The sequence below is a fragment of the Desulfofundulus salinus genome, from assembly GCF_003627965.1.
Classification (GTDB): Bacteria; Bacillota; Desulfotomaculia; order Desulfotomaculales; family Desulfovirgulaceae; genus Desulfofundulus; species Desulfofundulus salinus.
The window spans coordinates 1,242,268-1,263,653 of record NZ_RBWE01000001.1 but is presented as its reverse complement, the minus strand read 5'-3'; the positions used below and the strand labels follow the sequence as shown (position 1 = coordinate 1,263,653).

Annotated in this window: 22 protein-coding genes and 1 pseudogene; 7 read left to right on the top strand and 16 right to left on the bottom strand. The window is 53.4% G+C overall.

The genetic code is table 11. From position 1 onward, the window contains the following. Positions 1–238: 238 nt before the first annotated feature. The 4 genes from D7024_RS06445 to ylxM are packed head-to-tail and all read right to left on the bottom strand — an operon-like array spanning position 239 to position 2,495. Complete coding sequence (locus D7024_RS06445; protein WP_121451052.1) at positions 239–466, bottom strand: KH domain-containing protein; 228 nt, start codon at positions 464–466, stop codon at positions 239–241. Positions 467–488: 22 nt separating this feature from the next. Further along, positions 489–755 carry a 30S ribosomal protein S16 gene (gene rpsP, locus D7024_RS06440; RefSeq protein ID WP_121451051.1) on the bottom strand — a complete coding sequence of 89 codons (267 nt, stop codon included), beginning with the start codon at positions 753–755 and terminating at the stop codon, positions 489–491. A gap of 29 nt (positions 756–784) precedes the next feature. After that, positions 785–2,155 carry a signal recognition particle protein gene (gene ffh, locus D7024_RS06435; RefSeq protein WP_207666900.1) on the bottom strand — a complete coding sequence of 457 codons (1,371 nt, stop codon included), beginning with the start codon at positions 2,153–2,155 and terminating at the stop codon, positions 785–787. A gap of 4 nt (positions 2,156–2,159) precedes the next feature. Then, the gene (ylxM, locus tag D7024_RS06430; protein WP_121451050.1) at positions 2,160–2,495 is read right to left on the bottom strand and encodes a YlxM family DNA-binding protein; all 336 of its coding nucleotides are present in this window, start codon (positions 2,493–2,495) and stop codon (positions 2,160–2,162) included. 294 nt (positions 2,496–2,789) lie between these two features. Here ylxM and D7024_RS06425 point away from each other — a divergent pair, with 294 nt between their 5' ends. Continuing rightward, positions 2,790–4,208: an aspartate aminotransferase family protein gene (locus D7024_RS06425; RefSeq protein ID WP_121451049.1), complete on the top strand. Its 1,419-nt coding sequence runs from the start codon at positions 2,790–2,792 to the stop codon at positions 4,206–4,208. Positions 4,209–4,318: 110 nt separating this feature from the next. Next, on the top strand, positions 4,319–4,465 hold the full coding sequence (locus tag D7024_RS14770) for a hypothetical protein (protein WP_165859298.1): 147 nt from the start codon (positions 4,319–4,321) through the stop codon (positions 4,463–4,465). A 63-nt stretch (positions 4,466–4,528) separates the two neighbouring features. On the opposite strand, the gene acsB is transcribed toward D7024_RS14770, so the two are convergent. The 8 genes from acsB to D7024_RS06385 form a co-directional block, all read right to left on the bottom strand. Continuing rightward, complete coding sequence (gene acsB, locus D7024_RS06420) at positions 4,529–6,727, bottom strand: acetyl-CoA decarbonylase/synthase complex subunit alpha/beta (protein ID WP_121451048.1); 2,199 nt, start codon at positions 6,725–6,727, stop codon at positions 4,529–4,531. Positions 6,728–6,751: 24 nt separating this feature from the next. Continuing rightward, complete coding sequence (cooS, locus tag D7024_RS06415; protein WP_121451047.1) at positions 6,752–8,773, bottom strand: anaerobic carbon-monoxide dehydrogenase catalytic subunit; 2,022 nt, start codon at positions 8,771–8,773, stop codon at positions 6,752–6,754. A gap of 406 nt (positions 8,774–9,179) precedes the next feature. After that, the gene (locus D7024_RS06410; protein ID WP_165859297.1) at positions 9,180–9,683 is read right to left on the bottom strand and encodes a Fur family transcriptional regulator; all 504 of its coding nucleotides are present in this window, start codon (positions 9,681–9,683) and stop codon (positions 9,180–9,182) included. Between the two features lie 163 nt (positions 9,684–9,846). Further along, the gene (locus D7024_RS06405; protein ID WP_121451045.1) at positions 9,847–10,194 is read right to left on the bottom strand and encodes a DUF5320 domain-containing protein; all 348 of its coding nucleotides are present in this window, start codon (positions 10,192–10,194) and stop codon (positions 9,847–9,849) included. A 14-nt stretch (positions 10,195–10,208) separates the two neighbouring features. Next, positions 10,209–10,415: a DUF5320 domain-containing protein gene (locus D7024_RS15580; protein ID WP_121451044.1), complete on the bottom strand. Its 207-nt coding sequence runs from the start codon at positions 10,413–10,415 to the stop codon at positions 10,209–10,211. 6 nt (positions 10,416–10,421) lie between these two features. Further along, the gene (locus tag D7024_RS06395; RefSeq protein WP_121451043.1) at positions 10,422–10,796 is read right to left on the bottom strand and encodes a NifB/NifX family molybdenum-iron cluster-binding protein; all 375 of its coding nucleotides are present in this window, start codon (positions 10,794–10,796) and stop codon (positions 10,422–10,424) included. Positions 10,797–11,346: 550 nt separating this feature from the next. Next, positions 11,347–12,705, bottom strand: coding sequence for a sigma-54 interaction domain-containing protein (locus D7024_RS06390; protein ID WP_121451042.1), 1,359 nt, complete (start codon positions 12,703–12,705; stop codon positions 11,347–11,349). 352 nt (positions 12,706–13,057) lie between these two features. Beyond that, the gene (locus tag D7024_RS06385; protein ID WP_121451041.1) at positions 13,058–14,302 is read right to left on the bottom strand and encodes a (Fe-S)-binding protein; all 1,245 of its coding nucleotides are present in this window, start codon (positions 14,300–14,302) and stop codon (positions 13,058–13,060) included. Between the two features lie 448 nt (positions 14,303–14,750). Here D7024_RS06385 and D7024_RS06380 point away from each other — a divergent pair, with 448 nt between their 5' ends. The 3 genes from D7024_RS06380 to D7024_RS06370 are packed head-to-tail and all read left to right on the top strand — an operon-like array spanning position 14,751 to position 16,111. Continuing rightward, positions 14,751–15,599: an MBL fold metallo-hydrolase gene (locus D7024_RS06380; RefSeq protein WP_121451040.1), complete on the top strand. Its 849-nt coding sequence runs from the start codon at positions 14,751–14,753 to the stop codon at positions 15,597–15,599. Beyond that, positions 15,596–15,841, top strand: a complete 246-nt coding sequence (locus D7024_RS06375; RefSeq protein WP_121451039.1) for a helix-turn-helix domain-containing protein — start codon at positions 15,596–15,598, stop codon at positions 15,839–15,841. The genes D7024_RS06380 and D7024_RS06375 overlap by 4 nt, the downstream gene beginning before the upstream one ends. A 3-nt stretch (positions 15,842–15,844) precedes the next feature. Further along, positions 15,845–16,111 (top strand): hypothetical protein, encoded by a 267-nt coding sequence (locus tag D7024_RS06370; RefSeq protein ID WP_121451038.1) that lies wholly within the window; start codon positions 15,845–15,847, stop codon positions 16,109–16,111. 56 nt (positions 16,112–16,167) lie between these two features. On the opposite strand, the pseudogene D7024_RS06365 reads toward D7024_RS06370, so the two are convergent. Continuing rightward, a pseudogene (locus D7024_RS06365) lies at positions 16,168–16,515 on the bottom strand (DUF1848 family protein); the annotation flags it as partial. A gap of 117 nt (positions 16,516–16,632) precedes the next feature. Between D7024_RS06365 and D7024_RS06360 the strand changes: the two are divergent. Beyond that, the gene (locus D7024_RS06360) at positions 16,633–17,538 is read left to right on the top strand and encodes a heme o synthase (RefSeq protein WP_121451037.1); all 906 of its coding nucleotides are present in this window, start codon (positions 16,633–16,635) and stop codon (positions 17,536–17,538) included. Between the two features lie 30 nt (positions 17,539–17,568). On the opposite strand, the gene D7024_RS06355 is transcribed toward D7024_RS06360, so the two are convergent. After that, positions 17,569–18,345 carry an enoyl-CoA hydratase gene (locus D7024_RS06355; protein ID WP_121451036.1) on the bottom strand — a complete coding sequence of 259 codons (777 nt, stop codon included), beginning with the start codon at positions 18,343–18,345 and terminating at the stop codon, positions 17,569–17,571. A 6-nt stretch (positions 18,346–18,351) separates the two neighbouring features. After that, positions 18,352–18,960, bottom strand: coding sequence for an FmdE family protein (locus tag D7024_RS06350; protein WP_121451035.1), 609 nt, complete (start codon positions 18,958–18,960; stop codon positions 18,352–18,354). Positions 18,961–19,205: 245 nt separating this feature from the next. On the opposite strand from D7024_RS06350, the gene spoIIP reads away from it, so the two are divergent. Further along, positions 19,206–20,426 carry a stage II sporulation protein P gene (spoIIP, locus tag D7024_RS06345; protein ID WP_121451034.1) on the top strand — a complete coding sequence of 407 codons (1,221 nt, stop codon included), beginning with the start codon at positions 19,206–19,208 and terminating at the stop codon, positions 20,424–20,426. 191 nt (positions 20,427–20,617) lie between these two features. Here spoIIP and D7024_RS06340 read toward each other — a convergent pair whose 3' ends face one another. Then, the gene (locus D7024_RS06340) at positions 20,618–21,346 is read right to left on the bottom strand and encodes a metal ABC transporter permease (protein WP_207666899.1); all 729 of its coding nucleotides are present in this window, start codon (positions 21,344–21,346) and stop codon (positions 20,618–20,620) included. Between the last annotated feature and the right edge of the window lie 40 nt (positions 21,347–21,386).

Here is a 21,386-nt window from a genome sequence, read left to right as displayed (position 1 = left end):
TATGTATAGGGGAGGTAGATATTTCAGTGAACCTGGTTGGATGCGGCCCAGCACTCACCAGATTATGACTTTGCTCCCGGTGTTTCAGGTTTAATTGAAACATCAGGTTTTGGAAAAGGCCAGTATCCCAGTGAGTGCTGGGTCCTCGCTCACTCCAATGCTTCGCGCCGACAGCACCGCACCCTTGTCATAACGGTTCTATTAAATATTTACCAGGGGAGGGTAAAGATTCCCTCCCCTATACTATCTCCACGGTTACTTTTTTGCGCTGCCTGGCGGCCGCAGCCTTGGCCACGGTGCGGATGGCCCTGGCAATACGACCCTGTTTGCCAATTACCTTGCCCATGTCTTCCGGGGCTACCTTCAGTTCAATCAGGCAGGATTTATCCTTTTCAATCATATTGACGCAAACTTTGTCCGGTTGGTCCACCAGGGCCTTGGCCAGGATCTCCACCACTTCCTTCATATACATTAGACCTCCCTAAACCCTACTGGCTCTCCCCGGCGGGCTTATTCAGCAACCCGGCTTTCTGGAACAACGCCCGGGCGGTATCGGTAAGCTGGGCACCGTTCTTGAGCCATTTCAGTGCCCTGGCTTCGTCAATCTTGATTTCAGCCGGCTCCTTCAAGGGGTCATAATACCCCAGCTCTTCCACAAACCGGCCGTCCCGGGGGGAACGGGAATCCGCCACCACAATACGGTAAAAAGGGTTTTTCTTGGCCCCCATCCTTCTCAACCTGATCTTAACGGCCACAGGTATTCACCTCCTTGATGGGATGTATCTTAAAATAAGGGGTTATCTTTACCCAGGAATAAGTTTCTGGGCAGCTTGCCCCCCTTTTTGCCTCCTTTGCCCATTTCAGCCAGCTGGCGCATCATTTTGCGCGTCTGTTCAAACTGCTTTAAAACGCTGTTAACCTTCTGCACCGTGGTCCCGCTGCCCCGGGCAATGCGCCGGCGGCGGCTGCCGTTGATCTCGTGGGGATGGGCCCGTTCCCAGGGGGTCATGGATTTGATAATGGCTTCCACATAAACCAGTTCCCTGTCGTCAATATCCCCCAGTTCCTTTAGCTTCTTCATATTGCCCAGCCCGGGGATCATGCTGATGATCTGCTGGATGGGCCCCAGCTTCTTCACTTCCTGGAGCTGCTCCAGGAAATCATCCAGAGTAAAATCGGCACTGCGGATCTTTTTATTCAGCCGGGCCACCTGTTCGGCGTCGAAATTGGCCTGGGCCTTTTCAATGAGGGTGAGTACATCCCCCATGCCCAGAATCCGGTCGGCCATGCGGTCGGGGTGGAAGGGTTCCAGGGCATCCAGCTTCTCACCCACCCCCACAAATTTAATGGGACAGCCGGTAACGGCCTTGATGGACAGGGCCGCCCCACCCCGGGTGTCACCATCCAGTTTGGTAAGCACCACCCCGTCCAGTCCCAGCCGTTTATTGAAAGTCTCGGCTATATTAACCGCCACCTGGCCGGTCATGGCATCCACCACCAGCAAAATCTCGTGGGGACGCACGGCAGCTTTGAGGGTCTCCAGCTCGGCCATCATCTCTTCATTTATTTCCAACCTTCCGGCTGTATCAATGATCACCAGGTCCCGGCCCTGTTTTACGGCGTGTTCTACGGCCGCCCGGGCAATATCCACCGGGGTATGCCGGTCCCCCATGGAAAATACAGGGATACCCAGTTGCTCCCCCAGCACCTGCAATTGTTTGATGGCCGCCGGGCGGTAGACGTCGCCCGCCACCAACATGGGGCGGCGTCCCTGTTTGCGCATCAGGTTGGCCAGTTTGGCCGCCGTGGTGGTTTTCCCAGCCCCGTGCAACCCCACCATCATCACCACGGTGGGCGGCTTGGGGGCCAGGTTGAGCTTGCTCTGGGTCCCACCCATCAAACCGGCCAGCTCATCCCGCACAATTTTAATAACCTGCTGCGCCGGTGTTAAACTGGACAGGACATCCTGACCCACCGCCCGCTCCTTAACCCGGGCAACGAAAGATTTTACCACCTGGAAATTCACGTCGGCGGCCAGAAGGGCCCGGCGCACTTCTTTCATAGCCTCGTCCACATCGGCCTCCGTAAGCCGACCTTTACTTTTTAACTTGCGGAAGGTTTCCTGCAACTTTTCAGCCAGGCCTTCAAATATCATAATCTCACCCCATTACACCCCGCAGGATTTCCCGTACCTGCGATAGAGTTTCCTCGTTCATCGAACTATTTTCATCCAGCAGCGCCAGGGCTTCGCCCAGGCGGCGCCGCTGTTCCATAAATTTGGCCACCAGGCCCAGTTTTTCCTCATACCGGGTGAGAATGTGCTCCGCCCTTTTCAGCACGTCGTGAACTGCCTGGCGACTGACACCAAATTGTTCGGCAATTTCGCCCAGGGAAAGATCATGGGCGTAGTAAAGTTCCACAAACTTTTGCTGACGCTGGGTCAACAGCTGCCCGTAAAAATCATAAAGGAGGTTCATCCAGGCCAGCTTCTCCATGCCCCGTCCTCCTGCTGACCCCAGCTGGAAAACTGGAGTAAAACCTATAAAGGATAGACACTTTACACTAAATTTTATCGGATCCCACCGACGCTGTCAAGCGGAATGCCATTTGACAGCAATCCCCAGCAGTGATAATATGGCTGTATATGACGTGTAACAATTTTCCGCTAATTATTCAGTGAACCCGGTTGGATGCGGCGCTGTCACGCGCCTACAACACCGCATCCTCGTCATAACGGTTTTACTGGATATTTACTTTTATTTAATATAACCGGTGAGAGGTGAAGATAATTGACGAAAAACACCAAACCTGTAGCGGGCCAACCCGCAGGACTTTTGGATCTCCAGGAGGCCCTCTCCCTGGACAGGACACAGGTTAAGGATTTCCATAAAAAGTACCTCAACGCCGGCCTGGCCACCATGCTGGAACTGCTAAGCTTTGACAAACTGTTTGTGCGGGCGCAGGGCATTTCGGTGTGGGACAGTCAGGGCCGGGAATACCTCGATTTTTTGGGTGGTTACGGTGCCCTGAACCTGGGACACAATCACCCCAAAGTACTGGCCGCCCTGCAGCGGGTCCAGGCATTGCCCAACATTCTCCAGGCTTCCCTGGGGATTCTTGCCGCCGCGCTTGCCCACAATCTTGCCCTGATAACCCCCGGCAAGCTGCAACGTTCCTTTCTTTGCAACAGCGGAGCGGAAGCTGTGGAAGGAGCAATCAAACTGGCCCGGGCAGCTACGGGCCGCAGCGGCGTCATCTACTGCCAGGGTTCCTTCCACGGGAAAACCATGGGGGCTCTTTCAGTCACCGGGCGGGAAAAATATCAAAAACCCTTTGCTCCCCTGTTACCCCAGTGCCAGGCCATACCCTTTGGGGATTTACAGGCCCTGGAAAAGGCCCTGCAGTCCCGGCAGGCCGCGGCCTTTATAGTGGAACCAATTCAAGGCGAAGGAGGAATCAACGTGCCCCCACCGGGCTACCTGAGAAAGGCCCGGGAACTTTGCAGCCGTTACGGCACCCTCTTCATTGCCGATGAAGTGCAGACCGGCTTCGGCCGTACGGGGTATATGTTTGCCTGCGAGGCGGAAAATGTAGAACCGGACATTATGTGCCTGGCCAAATCCCTGGGCGGCGGAATGATGCCCGTAGGGGCCTACATCACCACCGACGAAATCTGGAAAAAAGCCTACGGCGGGATGGAAAAGGCCCTCTTACATACTTCTACCTTCGGGGGCAATGCTATGGCCTGCGCCGCAGCCCTGGCCACCATCCAGGTCATTTACGAGGAAAATTTAGTGGAACAGGCCCGGGAAAAGGGCGCCTACTTCCTGGCCCGGCTTAAAGAACTGCAGGAACGCTTCCCCCTGCTGAAAGAAGTACGGGGACGGGGCCTGATGATCGGCCTGGAATTCAACCAACCCGGCGGGCTGGCCTCCAAAGTTACTTTCGGGCTGGCCACCAGGCTGGCTGAAGAATATACGGGCAGTCTGGTTGCCGGGGAACTTTTAAATAACTACGGTATTATTACTGCCTATACCCTCAACAACCCCAATGTTATCCGCCTGGAGCCCCCCCTTTGCGTTACCCGGGAACAAATCGACCGGGTGGTAACCGCTCTGGAGGAGATCTTCAAACGACACCGGGGGTTTATGAGCATGGCCACTTCCGGTGTAAAGACCATCTTTAAATCCCTGACCCAAAAGGAGTAGATTGGCCAATACACAGCCGGGCCTCATAAAAAATAGCCCGGCTTTGTTAATGCGCCGGGCCACACAACATTTGTAGTGGGATGGAAAAGCCCCGAAGGGAGGTATCCGGCATGGAGAAGGGCGAGCTCCATGCCGGAACAGCCAAGGAGATTTATTTCCCGGCCATTGGCGTACTCGCAACGGCCGGGAAGGTTAAAGCTCTGCCAAGGGAGCTTAACCCCGTTAGAAACCCGAAAGCACAGAACTGGTATTCTTAACGGGATTGGCCCCGAAGGCCAATCCCCTCTTAATCTCATTTCCAACTTCTCGCATCTCACTTCTCAAAGCAGCGGCGGGAGGCTCAGGGCCGGATGCCCCTTCTCCTCCAGGAAGGGCAGGATTTCTTCGCCGCTGGTGCCCACAGTTTCATCGGCAATCTTATCCACAAAGTCCTTACCCAGGCCGGCTGCTTCGGCGGCTTCTTCCAGTTGCGGCCGCAGCTGGTCTTTCAGGGCCTTGGGCATCCACACCACCCGGGCCAGGCCGCCGTCGGCCGGGACAAACTTGCGGGACGCCAGGTAGGACTTACTGATGCCCATGAACCCGGGCATCTGGGCACCGCCGCCAATGGTGCCGGCCATGGTGGAGAAGGTCATCCCCGAGGGGGTCATGCCACCGTGCTCCCGGTTGACCACCATAAAGCCGTTGCACTCCGGCACCATGGCCAGTATGCACTCAAAGCAGCCACAGGAAGTCATTGGATATTCCATAATGGTATAGAAGTTTACCACTTGAATGCTCCGCTGGGAGTTCTGGTATACGAAATCGTTGACCGACTTCCACTGTCCTTTGACCGGATCTATCAACCCCTCCAGCTTGATGGGCTGGTTTGGCCCGTGGGAGTTGATTTCGTAGGAAGCCTTGGCGTCCAGCCAGCTCACCGCACCGCACAGGCCCGTCCGTTCGGGAGGAACGATGCACACGTGGGTGGGGGCAAAGGACTGGCAGAGAGTGCAGGAATAGAAGGTGTCCACGGTTTCATCCCGCAGCTCCTTGAGCCGGTCGTCCCGTTTCTTGTAGTACTGCCGGGCCAGTTCCCGCATCTCCAGGACCTTTTGCTCGTCGGTGTAAATGGTTACCTGCACCCGGTCTACCACCGCGGCAAATTCCGACTTGAACTTGGCGTAGAGGATATTGCCCAGGTGTTTTAAGCGGAAGCCTTTTTCAAAAGCACCCTTGCTTATGCGCACCCACATGATGTCCCGCTGGGCCACGTGCCACAGACCTTCCCCGTAGTTGGTGAAGTAATGTATGCGCCGCTCCAGCACGGGCTCGAAGTCTTCCTGCATCTTACGCCCGTAAACATCCACGATGATACCCAGGGGCATGGCGCTTCCCGGTTGTACGGTGTCGATGTCGGGACCAATCACTTCCACCTTGCCGTCTTCCACTTCGTCCGGACCGACCATGCGCACGAGCTCGAAGCTAGGAGTCCTGGTCCCGCCGAATTCCACATACATGTCCTTCTTGCGGATGGACTCACCCTCAAAAGCCGGGCCCACGGTAATGGGTGCATCAATTTCTATGCTGGTAATTTTGATTTCACGCAACTCCATACCCAGCTGGATGGCTTTTTCCAGATCCGGCTCGTAGATAAACCAGTCTTTTATTTGCTTGTCTTCAGGCAAGGGCTGGTCGGTGATAATGGGAATGCCGATGTTGATTGCCCCCATGCAGGCGGCCGTCTTGACCATATCGTGCTCGCCCAGATAGAGCACGAAAGCACGGATCCGCCGGCGCTGGTAGTCCCGCTGGGCATCCCTTAAGCCCGGCTTGATGCCGCCGAACATCATGCCGGCCCGCAGGGCGTAGTTGGCGCAGTGGACCACCTGGGTGAAGTTGCCCAGGGGGTAGGCAATCAGGTCGACGCCTAGCTTTACTCCTTCCTCCAACAACTGTTCGATAACCTCGTCGCAGAGGAAAAGCATGAAGCCCATGCCCATTAACTTGTTGACAACCCTGGCCAGCTCCCTGGGATCTCTGGCCCGGCCAAGGATCAGGACTTCGCCGGGGATGGTCCAGTCCACCATCTTGGTGCCGTACTGGCGCACCACCGGGTCGCCGATAAAACCGGTCCAGGGTGGAACATGCAGGGGATTCTCCGGGCTATATTGGAGGTAGCGAATAGCCTCGATAATGTCTGCAGCGTACCAGGTGGCTTCTCCCCACTGGCGGGCATTGGCAAAGGTTTTTTCCTCTTTCATCGCCGCCCGGACCCGGTTCAATACGGGCACGCAATCCCCAAGGGTCCTAATTTCTTCACCGCTTAAACACCGGATTACCGGCAAAAAGTAAGCAGTATCGGGGTATCCTACGGGATGATCCTTGCCATACCGGCGAATAGCCTGGTTCAGCAAAATCTCAGCATAACTTACAGCGGTAATAGCCCCTTCGTAGGCTTCTTTAAAAAGTCTCTTTGGCTCCTTACCCTGTTCAACAGCCCCTTCAAATATCTGGTCAAAATTAATGGCTTCGGCCATTATTTTCCCTCCTCCGCCCCAGGTTTACCAGTTTTGACAGAGAGCGGTTTCAAAGTCTTCTGCTACTTTACGATGCACACCCAGCTTCCAGGTACGGTACTCCAGTGCATTGAGCAGTTTTTGTATGGCCACCTCAATATCGGGTTCCAGGATAAAGTAACCGCCAAATACATCTCCGGCAATTTGCGTCAAAATACTATAGATCAGGTCGGAACCCTCTACCGGCGGCATAGTTCCCACATGAGTGGGCAAGCCGATGGTTACAGCCCATGTACCAATACTGGTAGCCTTACCGCTCATAGCCTCCGGGGCTGAGGCGACAAAGGGCACTTTGGGAGTATCTACACCGAGATCTTCGGCCATCAGCATTAAGAGTTCGGCCGCCCGGGAGTTGTCGACACAGGAACCAATGTGGAACACAGGTGGCAAACCATACTTAAGATCGGCCTTCTCGCTGATCCGCTGATAAAATTTCTTTAACCCGGGACCGCAAAACTCATCCACTTTAGCCGGATCCATCAAGCCCGCCTTCGCGCACGCCTGGGCATTACAACCGGTGGAAATAACAAAAACATCATTTTTCAGCATGGCTTTGGTGATATCCAGGTGGGCCTGATCCTGGAAGGTTTTCAGGTTGTTGCACCCGGCCATGAGAATGACACCCTTCAGTTCCCCGGAAAGAATGGCTTCGTTGAGCACCCGTACCGGGTTATCGGGGTTAACAGTCTTGAATAGCTCAAAGATAGCCTCCAAACTCCAGCCTGCCACCACTTTGTTCTTTACATTGGGAATGTGTACCGGACGGGTTCCCCGTTCTTTAAAGGCTTCAATGGCCTGGCGGATGACTTCTTTAGCGTTGGCCATGGCCGTTGCCTCCTGATAGTCAATGTGCATGCTACCGGGAATCTTCACAATATCCGAAGTGGTAATCAACCTGGTTCCAAAGCACTGGGCCACCGTGTTTAAACCGGGCATGATGCACTGCACGTCCACCACCATGGCATCAACAGCACCGGTACAGATGGCCAGTTCCTGGGAGGCAAAGGAGGTCACTATGGGAATACCCTGGCGCATGAGCACTTCGTTTCCCGTACAACAAATACCGGCCAGGTTAATACCGGCAGCACCGGCGGCTCTGGCTTCGTCTTCCAATTCCCGGGCCGCAGCCACAATCATTTCGCTTAAGAGGGGATTATGGCCGTGCACAACAATATTGACTTTTTTGGGGTCTAAAACCCCCATATTGGCTTCACTGACAACAGGTTGGGGAGTACCGAAAATAATATCGGAAAGGTCGGTCGCAATCCACTTGCCGGCCAGGTCGGCCAGGCCTACCCGTACGGCGCTGAATACCAGGTTTACCGGGTCGTTATCCATCCCCACGTGGGCCTGGGTAACCAGGTCGGAAATGGTGGCATGAATCCCGTGGGGCATGACCATATGGCTTCTGTACCTTTCTACCCGGGCAGGGATTTGCTGCTTCACTATCCAGGTAGCTTCCCCTTCTCCCTTCAGGCGACGGAAGTCCTCCAGGGCTGTTTCAGCCAGCTCCTTCGCCAGAGCCAAAGTTTCTTTGCCTTCGGTTTCAATCCCCACCTTCTTACAAATGCGCACCAGTTTCTCGGGGTCCTTAATGGAGTAGTCGGGAGCTTTCCCCTCAGCAATCATTTCCAACGTGTGAGCTATATGGTTACCATGTTGAGCATGGGAGGCACAACCAGTGAGGATCATTACACCCACACTGCGGGCCACAATGGTCCAGGAATTGGCACCGCATATACCCCTGCTCGCCGGCCCTTCTTCCGCTTTAATCCGGCAGGGACCCATCATACAAATACGACAACAGATGCCCTTATATCCAAACTGGCACTGGGGCTGCTGGGCCACCACCCGGTCAAAGGCGGTAATCACACCCTGCTCTTTGGCTACATCAATCATTTCCAGGACAGCCGGATCAACGGAACGCCTGACACTCTTGGGATCAATGACCCGCGGGGTCTTATCCGAAGGCCGGCTGGTCAGCTGGGGATCCCTAAACCTTGGCATTTATCTGACCTCCTTAAACATTAAACAGGTTAATTGCAGGAAGACGTTAAAAACCTCTGATAAAGCTTTTCCCGCCCCTTTGAACCTTTTCTACCGGGCTGTACGAAAATGCGTCCCCCTCCTCGATAATTTAAGATTTAGTAAAACATTGTGATTATTAGTTCTACTTTACCAGAGGCTCGTCTAACGGACAAATGTTAATTATGACCATATTCTTCCCCATTAAGGCATGTAATGAATTTATGTTCGATTTATAAGGGTGTATTTTCTTTAACATAATTTCACTAAGACAGGCCGCCATTTACCAAAGTACCGGGGCAATTATCATATTCCCTTAAGGTTATAACCTTTGCCCGGTCAGCGAAACCTGCTGTCTGTCCATAAGTATCTGAATTGAGGAGGGCCGCTAACCACCAGATATTCCCTTGTTCATCCCCTGTTCCGCCACTACCTGTGCCCCGGGGGGATCAAAGGACGGCACTTTTTGCCCCTGCGCGTGGCATTGCGAACAAAAACCAAAGAGCTTTAAGGAGGCACCGATAATTTGAAAATCCTGTCTTTGGGAAGGAGACAATTCCACCACCGGTGAGGCTTCCAGTTCAAAAACCAGGCCACAGCCCAGGCAAATGAAATGGGCATGGGGATCACCGTTTATTTCGTAACGGAAGGAACCGTCCATAAGCTGCAGGCGACGTACCAAACCCAACCGGTGGAAAAGCCTTAACGTACGGTAAACGGTAGCCCGCCCGATGCCGGGGCATTTTTGCCTGGCTTCCTCGAATAAATCTTCCGCACTGGGATGTTCATTACTTTTTGCTATTAAAGCGTTTAAAATCACTTCCCGCTGAACAGTTAAACGCAATCCATTCTTTTTCAACCGTTCGATTTTTGCGGCCGTTCCTTTCTCCAAGGAACCCACCTCTTTTCTTTTTAAGACAGCTGTCCGTGGCTTTTGGTCATATGTTATTTTAAAGGGATATATGAACTATTGTCAATAACAGATTGGCATAAAATGCCTGTAGTTAGTCCGGTAAAAATATGCCGGCAGCTTTAACACTACCGGCTTTGCTTGATTATTCCTGTTCCGTTTGTCCTTTGCTCCTCTCTTGAATTTGCTCCAGGCGCTGTTTAAATGCCTGTAAGATATTTTCGAGATGGGAAATATGCGCTTTTAACACACCGGGCTCATTTTCAGGAGGAGCCGGGAAATAGGGCACATACGGCGTACCAGTCGCCGGGGGAAAACCACCCCACCAGAAACGGCTACGGCGCCCCGCACCCCAACCGGAACCCCGGCGGGGACGGCACCACCACCCCGGCGCACTGGCAAACCCGGGCACGCTGTACCCGGCACAGTACCCCATCGCCCTGCCGGTCATCGCACCCATACCCCAGGGACCCGTTCTGTCTCCACGTGGCATTTCACATCAACCTCCTAACCCATAAACCTGTTTTTGTTTTTTCTCCCGTAAGTGCAGAGTTCAAAAAGAAACTTCCTCCTACCCCTGCCACCTTTAGCTTTAGACGGCCTTATGGCAGGAATCTGAGACAAGCCTCCCGTTAAGGGAACGATGCAATAGCCCTGACCTCGACCGGTCATGGGACCGGCTCCCCGGGGGCCACTTCCATCAAACCCGGGCACTTGTTTTCACCTCCCCCACCGCCCCCCGCGGTGGCGATGCCGCCACCTGCGGCAACCGGGCATGGCAAATCTTTCCTGGTTTAACTGGCCTTGAAGATAGGCCTGTAAAACTTCCTCCACATCACCCGTCACCCAGGGAATTACCTGTATTCCCCGGGCGACTACCTGATGATAAAGAAAGTTGCTTATGCCGCCGCAAATAAGTACTCTTACACCCAGACAAACCAATTGCTCAGCCCGGGAAGGCCAGCCCAAATCATCCAGCCTTACTTGCCTTCGAGAAATGAGCCGTCCCCGGCTGATTTCCACCATCAGCGTTTCTTGAGCCACATCGAAGAGGGGAGATATGCGATTGCCCCACCTGGCGAGAGCAACTCTCATTGACCGTTACACCCCGTTAGATTAGAGCCTGTTTTAAAACAGGTGAGTGTTCAGTCAACCCGCTTAAGGAACGGCGTTGTCCCGCTTACTCATATGCTCCGCGTAAGATGCGCACCGCGGCTCGCTTCGGGCCGGCTCTGGCTCTCTGCGGATTGCCCGCCACTAATCATTCTTCGTTATTACATCCTGACTTAATATGTTTTCGGAGTCTTCTTCCGAACAGTTCATCATGCGTCCTCGAGAGCCGAGCCGGCAGCCTCGCTTCACCGGGTGCTGTTACCGGCGCTCCGCAAAATCGTTCGCTCTAGACAACGCCGTTCCTTTGCAGTTAACGGCGGTTTTACTGAACTTTTACTAAAACTGTTTACCCTTTCGTAACTTTTGATTGCAAAACTTATGCCAACAAAACAACCTGCCTCTAAAAAATCGGGATAAAATAGCTGCCCCTGGCTTTAGCCGAACGTTCCTTCCGGCTGATAATATTGGGGCAAAACAAAAAAGGTGCAAAATGCACCCGGATTAACCACCTGAACCATTGCAGAATGCAACGTTATTCTACCCTGTTTAAATGGTCACTGGCTGGAATCTTTATGCCATATCGCTTAATTTTCCGCCACAGCGTGGTCTTATCAATACCCAGTTCCCTGGCCGCCAGACTGCGTTTTCCCTGGTTCCGAACAAGCGCCTCATAAATCATCCGGGCTTCCATTTCGGCTAAGGTTTTGCCTTTCCCGGAACAGGAGCGGTCAGAAACGGCCTGTAGATAAGCGGGCAAGTGCTCCGGCTTAATGAGCCCGCCTTTGCACAGGATAAAGGCATGTTCGATGATGTTTTCCAGTTCCCTGATATTTCCTGGAAAGTCGTGCTGCCATAACAGGGCCAGGGCTTCTTCAGAAATCCCGTCAATGGCTTTACCCCGCAGAATGTTTAACCTGTCGATAAAATGCTCTACGAGTAAGGGAATATCTTCCTTACGTTCGGATAAGGGGGGTAACGTAATTTTAATTACATTGATCCGGTAGTACAAATCCTGACGAAACAACCCCTTTTCCACCAGCTCGGCCAGATCTTTATTGGTAGCTGCCAGTATCCGCACATCGGCCTTCACCGGGCGCACCGCACCCAGGGGCTCAAACTCTTTTTCCTGTAAAACCCGCAGGAGTTTAACCTGCAGAGCCGGAGAAATATCGCCAATTTCATCAAGAAAAAGGGTGCCCCCCTGGGCACGGGCAAAACGGCCTGGTTTACTTTTTCTGGCATCAGTAAAGGCCCCTGCCTCATAACCGAAAAGCTCAGATTCCAGCAAGGTATCAGGAAGGGCGGCGCAATTTACGGCCACCAGGGGTTTGTCCCTGCGAGGGCTTAAATTGTGTATGGCTCGTGCTAAAAGTTCCTTTCCCGAACCGGTCGGCCCTTCAATTAACACCGTGCTATCACTTTCCGCTATGTCCGGAAGAAGGGAGAAAATTTGTTGCATCCGGTGGTTTTTGCTAATGATATCGGCAAAAGTATACCGCCCCCGCAATTCTCTGCGTAATTCCTCCACCAGGGAGAGATCCCGGAAGGTTTCCACACCGCCAATCACCTGCTGGTACTCATCCCTCAATATACCGGTACTGATGCTGATGGGAACCTTTTTACCGTAAGCATTGACAATATAAACAGCCCTGTTCACTACCGGACAACCGGTTTCAAGGGTGTGTTTTAACGCACATTCCCTCTCGCAAATACTGGCCCGAAAAACTTCCCAGCAAAAACGCCCGACGGCTTCTCCCCGGGACACCCCGGTAATTTCCTCCGCAGCACGGTTGAAAAAAGTGATGCGCCAATCGGAATTAATTGTAAAAACACCATCACTAATGCTGTTTAAAATAACCGGGATAATATTTTGCTCAGCTGTGACATTCATACATTCCAGCCCTCGATCTAACTTTACATATGTCCATATTAACATCCCGTAAGCAAAGAAGCAATAGCTCCAACCGCAGAAGTTGTTTTTCTGATCAATGCGGTATCCTTGCCGCTGCCCGGATCACACCCCGAAGTGCAAAAAAAAGCCCGGCAAAAACGTACGTACCGGGGCCAGACTAAATCATTGTGGGATGGTAATGTGCCCTTTGAAGGGAGGTTTCCGGCAGGGGTAAGGGCAGGTCTCCCTTGCCGGAACGACCAGGAGAATTTTCCCCCGGCCATTTTACGAAATCCAAATTAAAAAGTTTTGGATAACTCCCATCACCCGCCTTTCACCATGAAACAGGATATTATTTCAATTGCTCCCTTTCCGCTTTGCTGGGCAAGATCAGGGCGTTGCTCACCAGGTGGTGAATATGATTTACCTTGCAGTCCAGCTTGTAGTACTTAATGATGTCGTTCAGCTGGTCGTAACAGTTGTGGCAGGGTGTCACCACGATTTTGGCACCGGTGGCTTTGATTTGCTCGGCTTTCAGCTTACCCTTGGCCATCCGGTAGGGGTAAATATCTTTACCCATGGCCAGCAGGCCGCCACCGCCGCCGCAGCAATAGTTGTACTGCCGGTTGGGCCACATTTCGACAAAGTCCATGACCGCCTGCTGCAGACAATAGCGAGGTTCTTCCACAACTCCCTCTTTGCGCACCAGGTTGCAGGGATCGTGGAAGGTCACCCGTTCGGTGTTCCTGGTGCGATCAAGTTTGATACGTCCTTCCCTGATCCACTCGGCCTGCAGCTGGACAAAGCTGCGCACGGGGTAGTCGGCGTTAAGCCACACTTTACGCCCCCACCGCTGCGCCCGGAAAGCATGTCCACACTCGGTAATGACCACTTCTTTCACTTTCAGGCGTTCAAACTCTTCCATCGTACGCCGTACCATAACGGTCGATGCCTCGTCATCACCATTGAACAGGGCATAGTGGGTGGCGTCCCACCAGCGGCTGCTGACCGTCCAGCTGGCCCCTGCGGCCCACATAATTTTGGCAATGCTCTGCACATCCTGGGGGTAGTACTTGATTTCCCGGGGGTCCCACATGAAGAGGAACTCTGCCCCTTCCTGGTCCACGGGTATTCTGGCATTGGGATCCCCCACTTCCTGTTGCAGCTCTTCCTCCATCCACTCCAGGGTTTCCAGGTACTCTTCCGTTGTTACCTCCATCTGGTTACCGGTACGGATCTGCGCATCCACCACGTCCTGCAAGAAGCCAGGTGCCCGCAGGCCAAAATTACCACGAATGGTTCTCACCAGACCGGCAATATCCACATTCATCGGGCAGTGGAAGGTACAGCGCCCGCACATGGTACAGGCCCAGATAAAAGTAGACGCAAGCACCTCGTCCCGCATCCCCAGGGCTACCTGGCGGATAAACTTGCGCGGGTCGGCATGGTCGTGCACACCGTTATAGGGGCAACCGGCACTGCACATGCCGCAGGTAAGGCAGTTGTAAAGATCCGTCGGCTCCTTGTCCGTCCTGAACTTTGAGACAACCTCGCTCATGAAGGTTGGATCCAGCTTGCTGGCCGCTATTGCTTCCACGCGGCTTCCTCCCCCCGCAAAAGCTTATGGTAGATTATTATAACTTTATCAAAGGCCTGTACTTACGAGCAAACGTTAATTATGGCCATTACCTTCCTTTTTCGAACAATATTGCGGATTTATGCTCAAATTTTAAAAGGAATGGGATATTTCTGTAAACAGGGTGATCATCGGGTGAGCCCTGTGCAAGAGCATCTCCCAAATTCTGGGGATTTTTGCCCGCCCGGGCGGTCACCGATACCGTTCTGGCCGTGTAAAATTTAAGTAGGCGCCCATGACGCATTCAGCGCCACTAACAGCGGACAAAATGGCCGCCGTTTTGCACGAAGCGAGCGACCTTGAGCCGAGCAGACTACCGTTCTCCAACAGTTGACTGCAGAAGCAATGAGTGTTACAGTTAGCCTAGAAAAGTCATTTGTAAATCCTAATTGCAGGGGTGCATAGGGTGATGGTTAAAATAACCGTTCTAAGCGAAAATACCGTAGGCCTGCCCCTGGGTTTGACGGGAGAATGGGGTTTGGCCCTGCTGGTGGAAACGGCCGGAACAAAGGTTCTTTTAGACACCGGTGAACGAGGAAATATCCTGGCAAACGCCGCCGCCCTGGGGATCAACCTGCAGGAGGTCGACGCCCTGGTAATGAGCCACGGCCACTACGATCATAGCGGAGGCATGCGGGATTTCCTTCGCCTGCGGGGCCGTTTGCCCGTCTACGTCCATCCCGACTTTTTTGCATTGCACTACGTTTCCCAGCCCCAGGAACAGTACATCGGAGTGCCATTCCGACGGAAGGAACTGGAAAGCCTGGGCGCAGATTTCATCTTTGAGCAGGAACCGCAGCAAATCGCGCCCGGACTGTGGGTCAGCGGTGAAGTCCCGCGCAAGACCACTTTCGAAAAGGGAGACAGCCGCCTCTTTTGCCTGGAAAACGGCCACAGGGTGCCCGATCCCTTTCGTGATGACATGAGCCTGTACTGCGTTACGGAAGAGGGGGTAGTGATAATCCTGGGATGTGCCCACGCGGGAGTGGTGAATATCGTGGAACACGCGCGGCAGGTAACCGGCGTCGACCGCATATACGGCATCATCGGCGGCACCCACCTGGGACCGGCACCTAAAGAACAACAGGAGGCTACCATAGCCTACCTGCAGAACCTCGACCTGAAGTTCCTGGCGGCCAACCACTGCACCGGCCTGCCTGTCGCAGCCCGTCTTGCCGCTATTTTCGGTCCCGTCTTCCATTTTGCGCCGGCCGGCGCCAGTTTCACCCTGCCCCTGAGAGAGGGTGGTGAGGAATGAGCCTTGAAGAGGTAAGAAAAAGCCAGAGGCTCACGGCGTCAGCCATGGCCACCCGGGTAGGGATTACCGTACGGGAGTTGCTGGCCATCGAGAGAGGTCAACAATACCCCCGTTTATGCGTGGCCCAGAAATGGGCCAATGCCCTGGGGCTGAGTTTCGAGGAATTCTCCCGCCACTTTTACGAAAAAGCGGACCCGGCCCAGCTGCTTCAATGCGACCTGGAAAGTGAACAGGAGGGTTAAAAAGTGAACATTACCATTGAAGAAGCGGTGGAATTTTTCGTGGAGAATTGGGATTTAATCCCTGTACTTACCACCATCAAAGGAGACTATGCCGTCCCGGTTAAACCAAAGCGCGATGTATACCTGGTGGTGGAAAAAAACGCTCCGGGGATATTTCTGGCCCGCCTGTCCCCCGATTTGATGCGCTTAAAACCGCTGGACGAGCCGGATAGCGATGAGGCCCGCCAGTACATTTACCGTCGTTTGAAAGAGGCCAACCTTGCTCAGTAATCTTCTCCAGGCGCCTACAATTAAAATGGTGGTCGGGGCTTCCCGGCCGTTAATTCTTATATGGAGCACTCCCGCTTCCACCTCAAGGTGGTCACCCCCATGGCCGCGGCCGCTCGAATAACCTGCGCCGCTGTTTCCAGGTTCGAAAAAACTTCCTGATTGCGCCTGAACATCAGCAACGGGTCGGGCCGTACACGGAGGCGCCTCGGATCGCCGAGAAACTCAATGAGGGACGGAATTTGTGCCAGAACCACCTCCGGTCTGGCAACCCGGGGTTCCACCAATGTACCGCCCAGTCCTGTCACCGTGAGGTGTACATATACCTGGGCGTACATGCTTAGCACCGCACGCAACCTGACAAGTACCGTTTCGGGAAACCTGGTCCAGACAACAACGGTATGTACCCGTTCGGGCGGATAACGGGTAAGCGATCAAAACAATTAAAGAAGGATTTATGCACAATATAACGAACTATTAAAAAAATAGGCAATAAGTAGACTTGGATTGGAGGAAACGTAAAAGTGAACATAGAGACCAGTATAAACAAAGTGCGGGCGGATTTTTGGACTACGACCCTGGCTTACCTGGAAGTAACCAAACCCCGTTCCGTGGTCCTGCTCGTCTTTACGGCACTGGCTACCATGATGGTGGCGATTGCCCTAAACGGACCTATTCCCATGTTTCAATTTGTGGCTGCGACAGTGGCGGTAACTTTAGCCTGTGCCGGCGCCAACGCCGTCAGCTGTTATATCGACCGGGATCTGGACGCAAGTATGATCCGGACCCGCAAACGGCCCATTCCCGATGGGAGAATTAATCCTCCGGTGCGGGCCCTGTACTGGGGGTTGTTCCTCTTCGTTGCCTCTCTCATCCTTGGCTGGATGGTCAACCCCATTGCATTTGCCTGCCTTTGGGGCGGAATGATTGGTTATGTAGGCATTTACAGCCTCTGGTTGAAGCGCAGGAGCTCCTGGAACATCATCCTGGGTGGGTTTTCCGGCGGCCTCCCCGCACTCTTCGGCTGGACTGCCGTAACGGGTAAGGTGGATTTGCTGCCTCTTCTCATTGCCGCCCTGGTGGTATTATGGATTCCCAACCACATATGGAGCCTGGCCATCTTTTACAAGGAGGACTACGCTAAAGTAAAAGTTCCCATGCTCCCCGTGGTCTGTGAAGCCAGAAAGGCCCTGCACTGTCTTTTAAGCACGGTCATTTTGATGGTTTTATTATCCATACTGATCTATTTTGCTGGGTCCTGGGGCATGGTTTACCTCCTTACCGCAATCATTACCGGCCTGGCGGCCCTGGGTTTAAGCACCTATGTATACCTTCACCCCACACCCCAAAACGCCTGGTTCCTCTTTAAGTTTTCCAGCCCCTACTTGTTCCTGCTTTTTTTGAGTATGATGCTTGATGCCTGGTTATAAAAGGAAAGGGCCGGGATTTTCCCGGCCTAATTAATCATCTGACCACTTAGGTTCACGTTTTTCCAAAAAGGCCCTGATTCCTTCCTGCGCATCGGCCGTGGTGGTATTCAGGGAAATAACCTCGGTGGCGTAGTTCAGGGCCTGGAAATCCTCCATGTTTATTTGCTGGTAAAAAGCCCTTTTACCGGCACCAATGGCCGATAAACTGTACCGGGCAATCTTGCCGGCCAGTTCCCTGGTGGCCGTCTCCAGCTCACCCGGCGGCACTACCTTATTTACCAGGCCGTAGATCAAAGCTTCCCGGGCCGGCATAAACTCGCCGGTCAACAGCATTTCCATGGCCTTTTTTCTCCCGACGTTGCGGCTCAAGAAAACCGCAGGCGTGGTACAGAACAGCCCTATTTTCACTCCCGGTGTGGCAAACAGGGCATCCTCCGCCGCCACGGCCAGGTCGGCCGCCGCCACCAGCTGGCAACCGGCAGCCGTGGCCACGCCGTGCACCTGGGCAATTACCGGCTGGGGTATTTCCCGGATGGCCCGCATGGTCAAATAGCAGGTTTGAAAGAGCTTCAGTACATCCTGTGGCGTGCCGTCGGCAATTTCCTTCAGGTCGTGGCCGGCGGAAAAGGTTTTGCCAATGCCTTTCAGCACCACTACCTTAACTTTTTTCTCCTGTCCGATTTTAAGCAAAAGAGTGGTTAATTCTTCCAACAGACCCTGGGAAAGGGCATTGCGTTTTTCAGGGCGGTTGAGGGAAATAAAGCCGACTTTTTCTTCTTCATCATAGAGAAGATACTGATAACTCATATGGGCTCACCATCCCCTGGTATATTCGCCGGCACAGGGGATGCAAGCAAATTTTCCGTCCCGCACCCTGGCCCGGGCCTCGGAAACCGGTTCACCACAGAAAGCACAGGTTACCGAATTAAAAATGCGCGCCTTCGGCGGCAGTTCTACCTTCACATGTTGTACCTCACAGAACTCTTCCGGAGGGGCTTCGAGAATATACCGAATGCGCTGTTCTTGAAGCTCCCGGAAGAGCTGCCGCTCCCTCTCATCGGCGGTGCCGCCGAATACTTTGTCCCTTAAGGCCCGGAACTCATCGTTTTGCCGCCACGCCGCCCCCTTGACCGAAACGCGTACCGCTTTGCCGCTTTCCCGGCAGATAAAGGTAAACACGTGCTTGCCATAATCCCGGTACAGCAAATTGCCCTTACCCAGGGTGCAACCGGTAAGTACCATCACTGCATCCACACCGCAGGCATCGTTCTCCACAACGGCCACCAGTTCTTCGTCCTCCGCGCGGTGCCCGGTCAGCTCTTGCAGGCCGATTTTTGCCGCCCGGTAGCCCACGGCCAAGCCGGGGCAGGAATGCCCGTGAAACTCCACGCATTTTTCCCAATCACTTTTTTCCATACACATAACAACTCACTCCCTGGCGTTTACTCGTAACTTAATCCACCTCAAGTTTATTCCACCCCATAGACAAAATATCCTGCCTTGACTGAAATATTCGTCAACGGAAGCCGGACTTACATGCGCCTTGCCGGTCCAATATTTTTGCAGTTATTCGTTTTTAACATATGCCGTATTTCCCGGTCGGGAACAGGAGATAACTAAAAAACAAGAAGTACGTTCGTTAAATACCTCCAAGGGGAGTTCTGGAAATGGCAGGTAAAGGAAAAGTTTTGCTGGGAACAGGTTTGATTGCCGCCGGTTTATGTATGCTGGTCCTGTGGACTGCCCCGGAGGTAACCCTGCCCGTTCTAAGTTTTCCTCAGGTCCGGCAAATTGTTGATGATGAACTGGGAGCGGGGCGAGCATTTGTAGTTCGGGATGAAGAGGGAAATCCGGTCACCATGATTTCCCGCCGTGTACGGGTCGGCGATGAGGTGATTACTGCCGAAGGGAAGCACTACCGCATAGAAAAAGTGGACGGCAACCTGGCCACTGCCCGCTTTCTGGGAATGGATAGGCAGTTACTGGCTTATAACGAACTCTTCTCCAGAATGGAAATACCGGTGGCTGCAGCTGCCCGCAACAATCAACCGGTGGCCATTTATCATACGCACAGCGATGAATCGTACGTCCCTTCCGACGGCAGCGCATCCATTCCCTTTCGCGGAGGAATCTTTCAGGTTGGTGATTCTTACAGCAGTAAATTGTCGCGCGAGGGGGCCAGAGTCCTGCATGATAAAACTCCCCATGACCCCCACGACGACAATGCTTACTACCGCTCGCGCCGGACGGCTGTTCAATTGCTGAAAAAAAACCCCATAGCCATATTTGATGTACATCGGGACGGTGTAGATGATCCCGAATTTTACCGGCGCATCGTTTCCAATGAAAATGTTGCGCAAATGCGTTTTGTCGTGGGGCGGGAAAATCCCCATATGGCGGCCAACCTGGATTTTGCCAAACGCTTGATGGCCTACGCCAATAAAATGCACTGGCCCATTGCCAAAGATATTTTTGTGGGTCAGGGAAACTATAATCAGGATCTCCTACCCACCGCCATTTTAATTGAGGCCGGCACCTACACCAATCGCAAAGAAGAAGCCATGCGCGGGATTGCCCTGCTGGCGGATGCAGTCCCGGTAATCCTGGGCATTACCGGACCCACCAGTACCCCGGGAGCTCCCGAATACGAAAAACCCGTGACCGACCCGACAGCCCGTCGACCAGGCGTATGGTCCAGCCTGGTATGGGTGATCATCATCACCCTTATTGGTGGAGGCATCTTTGTACTCATCAGTGCCGGCAGTTATGAAAAAGCAAAGGAGCAGCTGTCACACTTCTTTGGCCGGGAACTGGCCGATATCTGGGAAACGAAGGCAAAGAAAAGGGATTTGGAAAGGCAGGAGGAAAACGGGGGGAAGCGGGGCTAACATCAAAACCGATTGCCGGGCAGCACCGGATTGCTGTCCGGTACTCTTTTACGGGCTATTTGAAAAGAGCTTTTCCAGGACCTGTTGATACTTCTTCCTGCCACTTTTTTACTTTGCGCTTGGGAGAAAAGGAAGCCGCAATGACAAAGATAACCGCAGAGACAATTACAATGGTGGCCCCACTGGGCACGTCAAACAAACAGGAAAAAAAAAAAAAGCCCCACCCAGGTGGAAAGAACACCGAAGAAGGAAGATAAAACAAACATTAGCCGCAGGTTATAAGTCAGCTGGTAGGCTGCAGCCGCAGGGTTTAAGATCAGGTTAAAAATAAGCAGGCCGCCGATGCTGCGTAAAGAAGCAGTAATTACCGAACCGGTTAAAAAGAGCAGGCCGTAAAAAATCAGGCTGGCCGGAATGCCCACGGCCAGGGCAGCTTCCCGGTGAAAAATCACAGCCTGAATTTCTTTAAAAAAGAGCACCACCAGGCTCACTACGACCGCTGCTACAATAGCCAGCAAAAGCAGGTCGCGGTCGTTCACCGTAAGGATGCTTCCCCACAAAAGCTCCAGGGCCTGGGTTTTCGGGCCAGGCAAAAGGCCCATAAACAGAAAAGCCATCCCCATCGTAATGGAAAAAATAATACCAATGGGCGTATCGGGGTTAAACTCTCCCCGGTCGGCCAGCGGCCCGATTACCGCTGCTGCCACCAGACTGAATAGAAAAGCCCCGGCCAGGGGATTAAAACCCAGCCAGGCCCCGCAGAGCGCCCCGGCAAAAGCGGCGTGGGAGATGGCCACCCCGATAAAAGAAAGGTTCATCGTGACAACAAAAACCCCGATAAGAGAACAGGCCACGCCCCCAAGCAGGCCGGCCAGAATGGCATTTTGCATGAACTGGTAACTCAGAATAGAAAGATCCAAAAATATAACGCCCCCCGGTTGCAGCCACCCGGCTTTACCC

Bases quoted from the DNA above. Each gene is read 5' to 3' on its own strand.
- D7024_RS06445 (WP_121451052.1), bottom strand. From the start codon at position 466: ATGAAGGAAGTGGTGGAGATCCTGGCCAAGGCCCTGGTGGACCAACCG.
- ffh (WP_207666900.1), bottom strand. From the start codon at position 2,155: ATGATATTTGAAGGCCTGGCTGAAAAGTTGCAGGAAACCTTCCGCAAG.
- ylxM (WP_121451050.1), bottom strand. From the start codon at position 2,495: ATGGAGAAGCTGGCCTGGATGAACCTCCTTTATGATTTTTACGGGCAG.
- D7024_RS14770 (WP_165859298.1), top strand. From the start codon at position 4,319: ATGGAGAAGGGCGAGCTCCATGCCGGAACAGCCAAGGAGATTTATTTC.
- acsB (WP_121451048.1), bottom strand. From the start codon at position 6,727: ATGGCCGAAGCCATTAATTTTGACCAGATATTTGAAGGGGCTGTTGAA.
- cooS (WP_121451047.1), bottom strand. From the start codon at position 8,773: ATGCCAAGGTTTAGGGATCCCCAGCTGACCAGCCGGCCTTCGGATAAG.
- D7024_RS06405 (WP_121451045.1), bottom strand. From the start codon at position 10,194: ATGCCACGTGGAGACAGAACGGGTCCCTGGGGTATGGGTGCGATGACC.
- D7024_RS06395 (WP_121451043.1), bottom strand. From the start codon at position 10,796: ATGAGAGTTGCTCTCGCCAGGTGGGGCAATCGCATATCTCCCCTCTTC.
- D7024_RS06390 (WP_121451042.1), bottom strand. From the start codon at position 12,705: ATGAATGTCACAGCTGAGCAAAATATTATCCCGGTTATTTTAAACAGC.
- D7024_RS06380 (WP_121451040.1), top strand. From the start codon at position 14,751: ATGGTTAAAATAACCGTTCTAAGCGAAAATACCGTAGGCCTGCCCCTG.
- D7024_RS06375 (WP_121451039.1), top strand. From the start codon at position 15,596: ATGAGCCTTGAAGAGGTAAGAAAAAGCCAGAGGCTCACGGCGTCAGCC.
- D7024_RS06355 (WP_121451036.1), bottom strand. From the start codon at position 18,345: ATGAGTTATCAGTATCTTCTCTATGATGAAGAAGAAAAAGTCGGCTTT.
- D7024_RS06350 (WP_121451035.1), bottom strand. From the start codon at position 18,960: ATGTGTATGGAAAAAAGTGATTGGGAAAAATGCGTGGAGTTTCACGGG.
- spoIIP (WP_121451034.1), top strand. From the start codon at position 19,206: ATGGCAGGTAAAGGAAAAGTTTTGCTGGGAACAGGTTTGATTGCCGCC.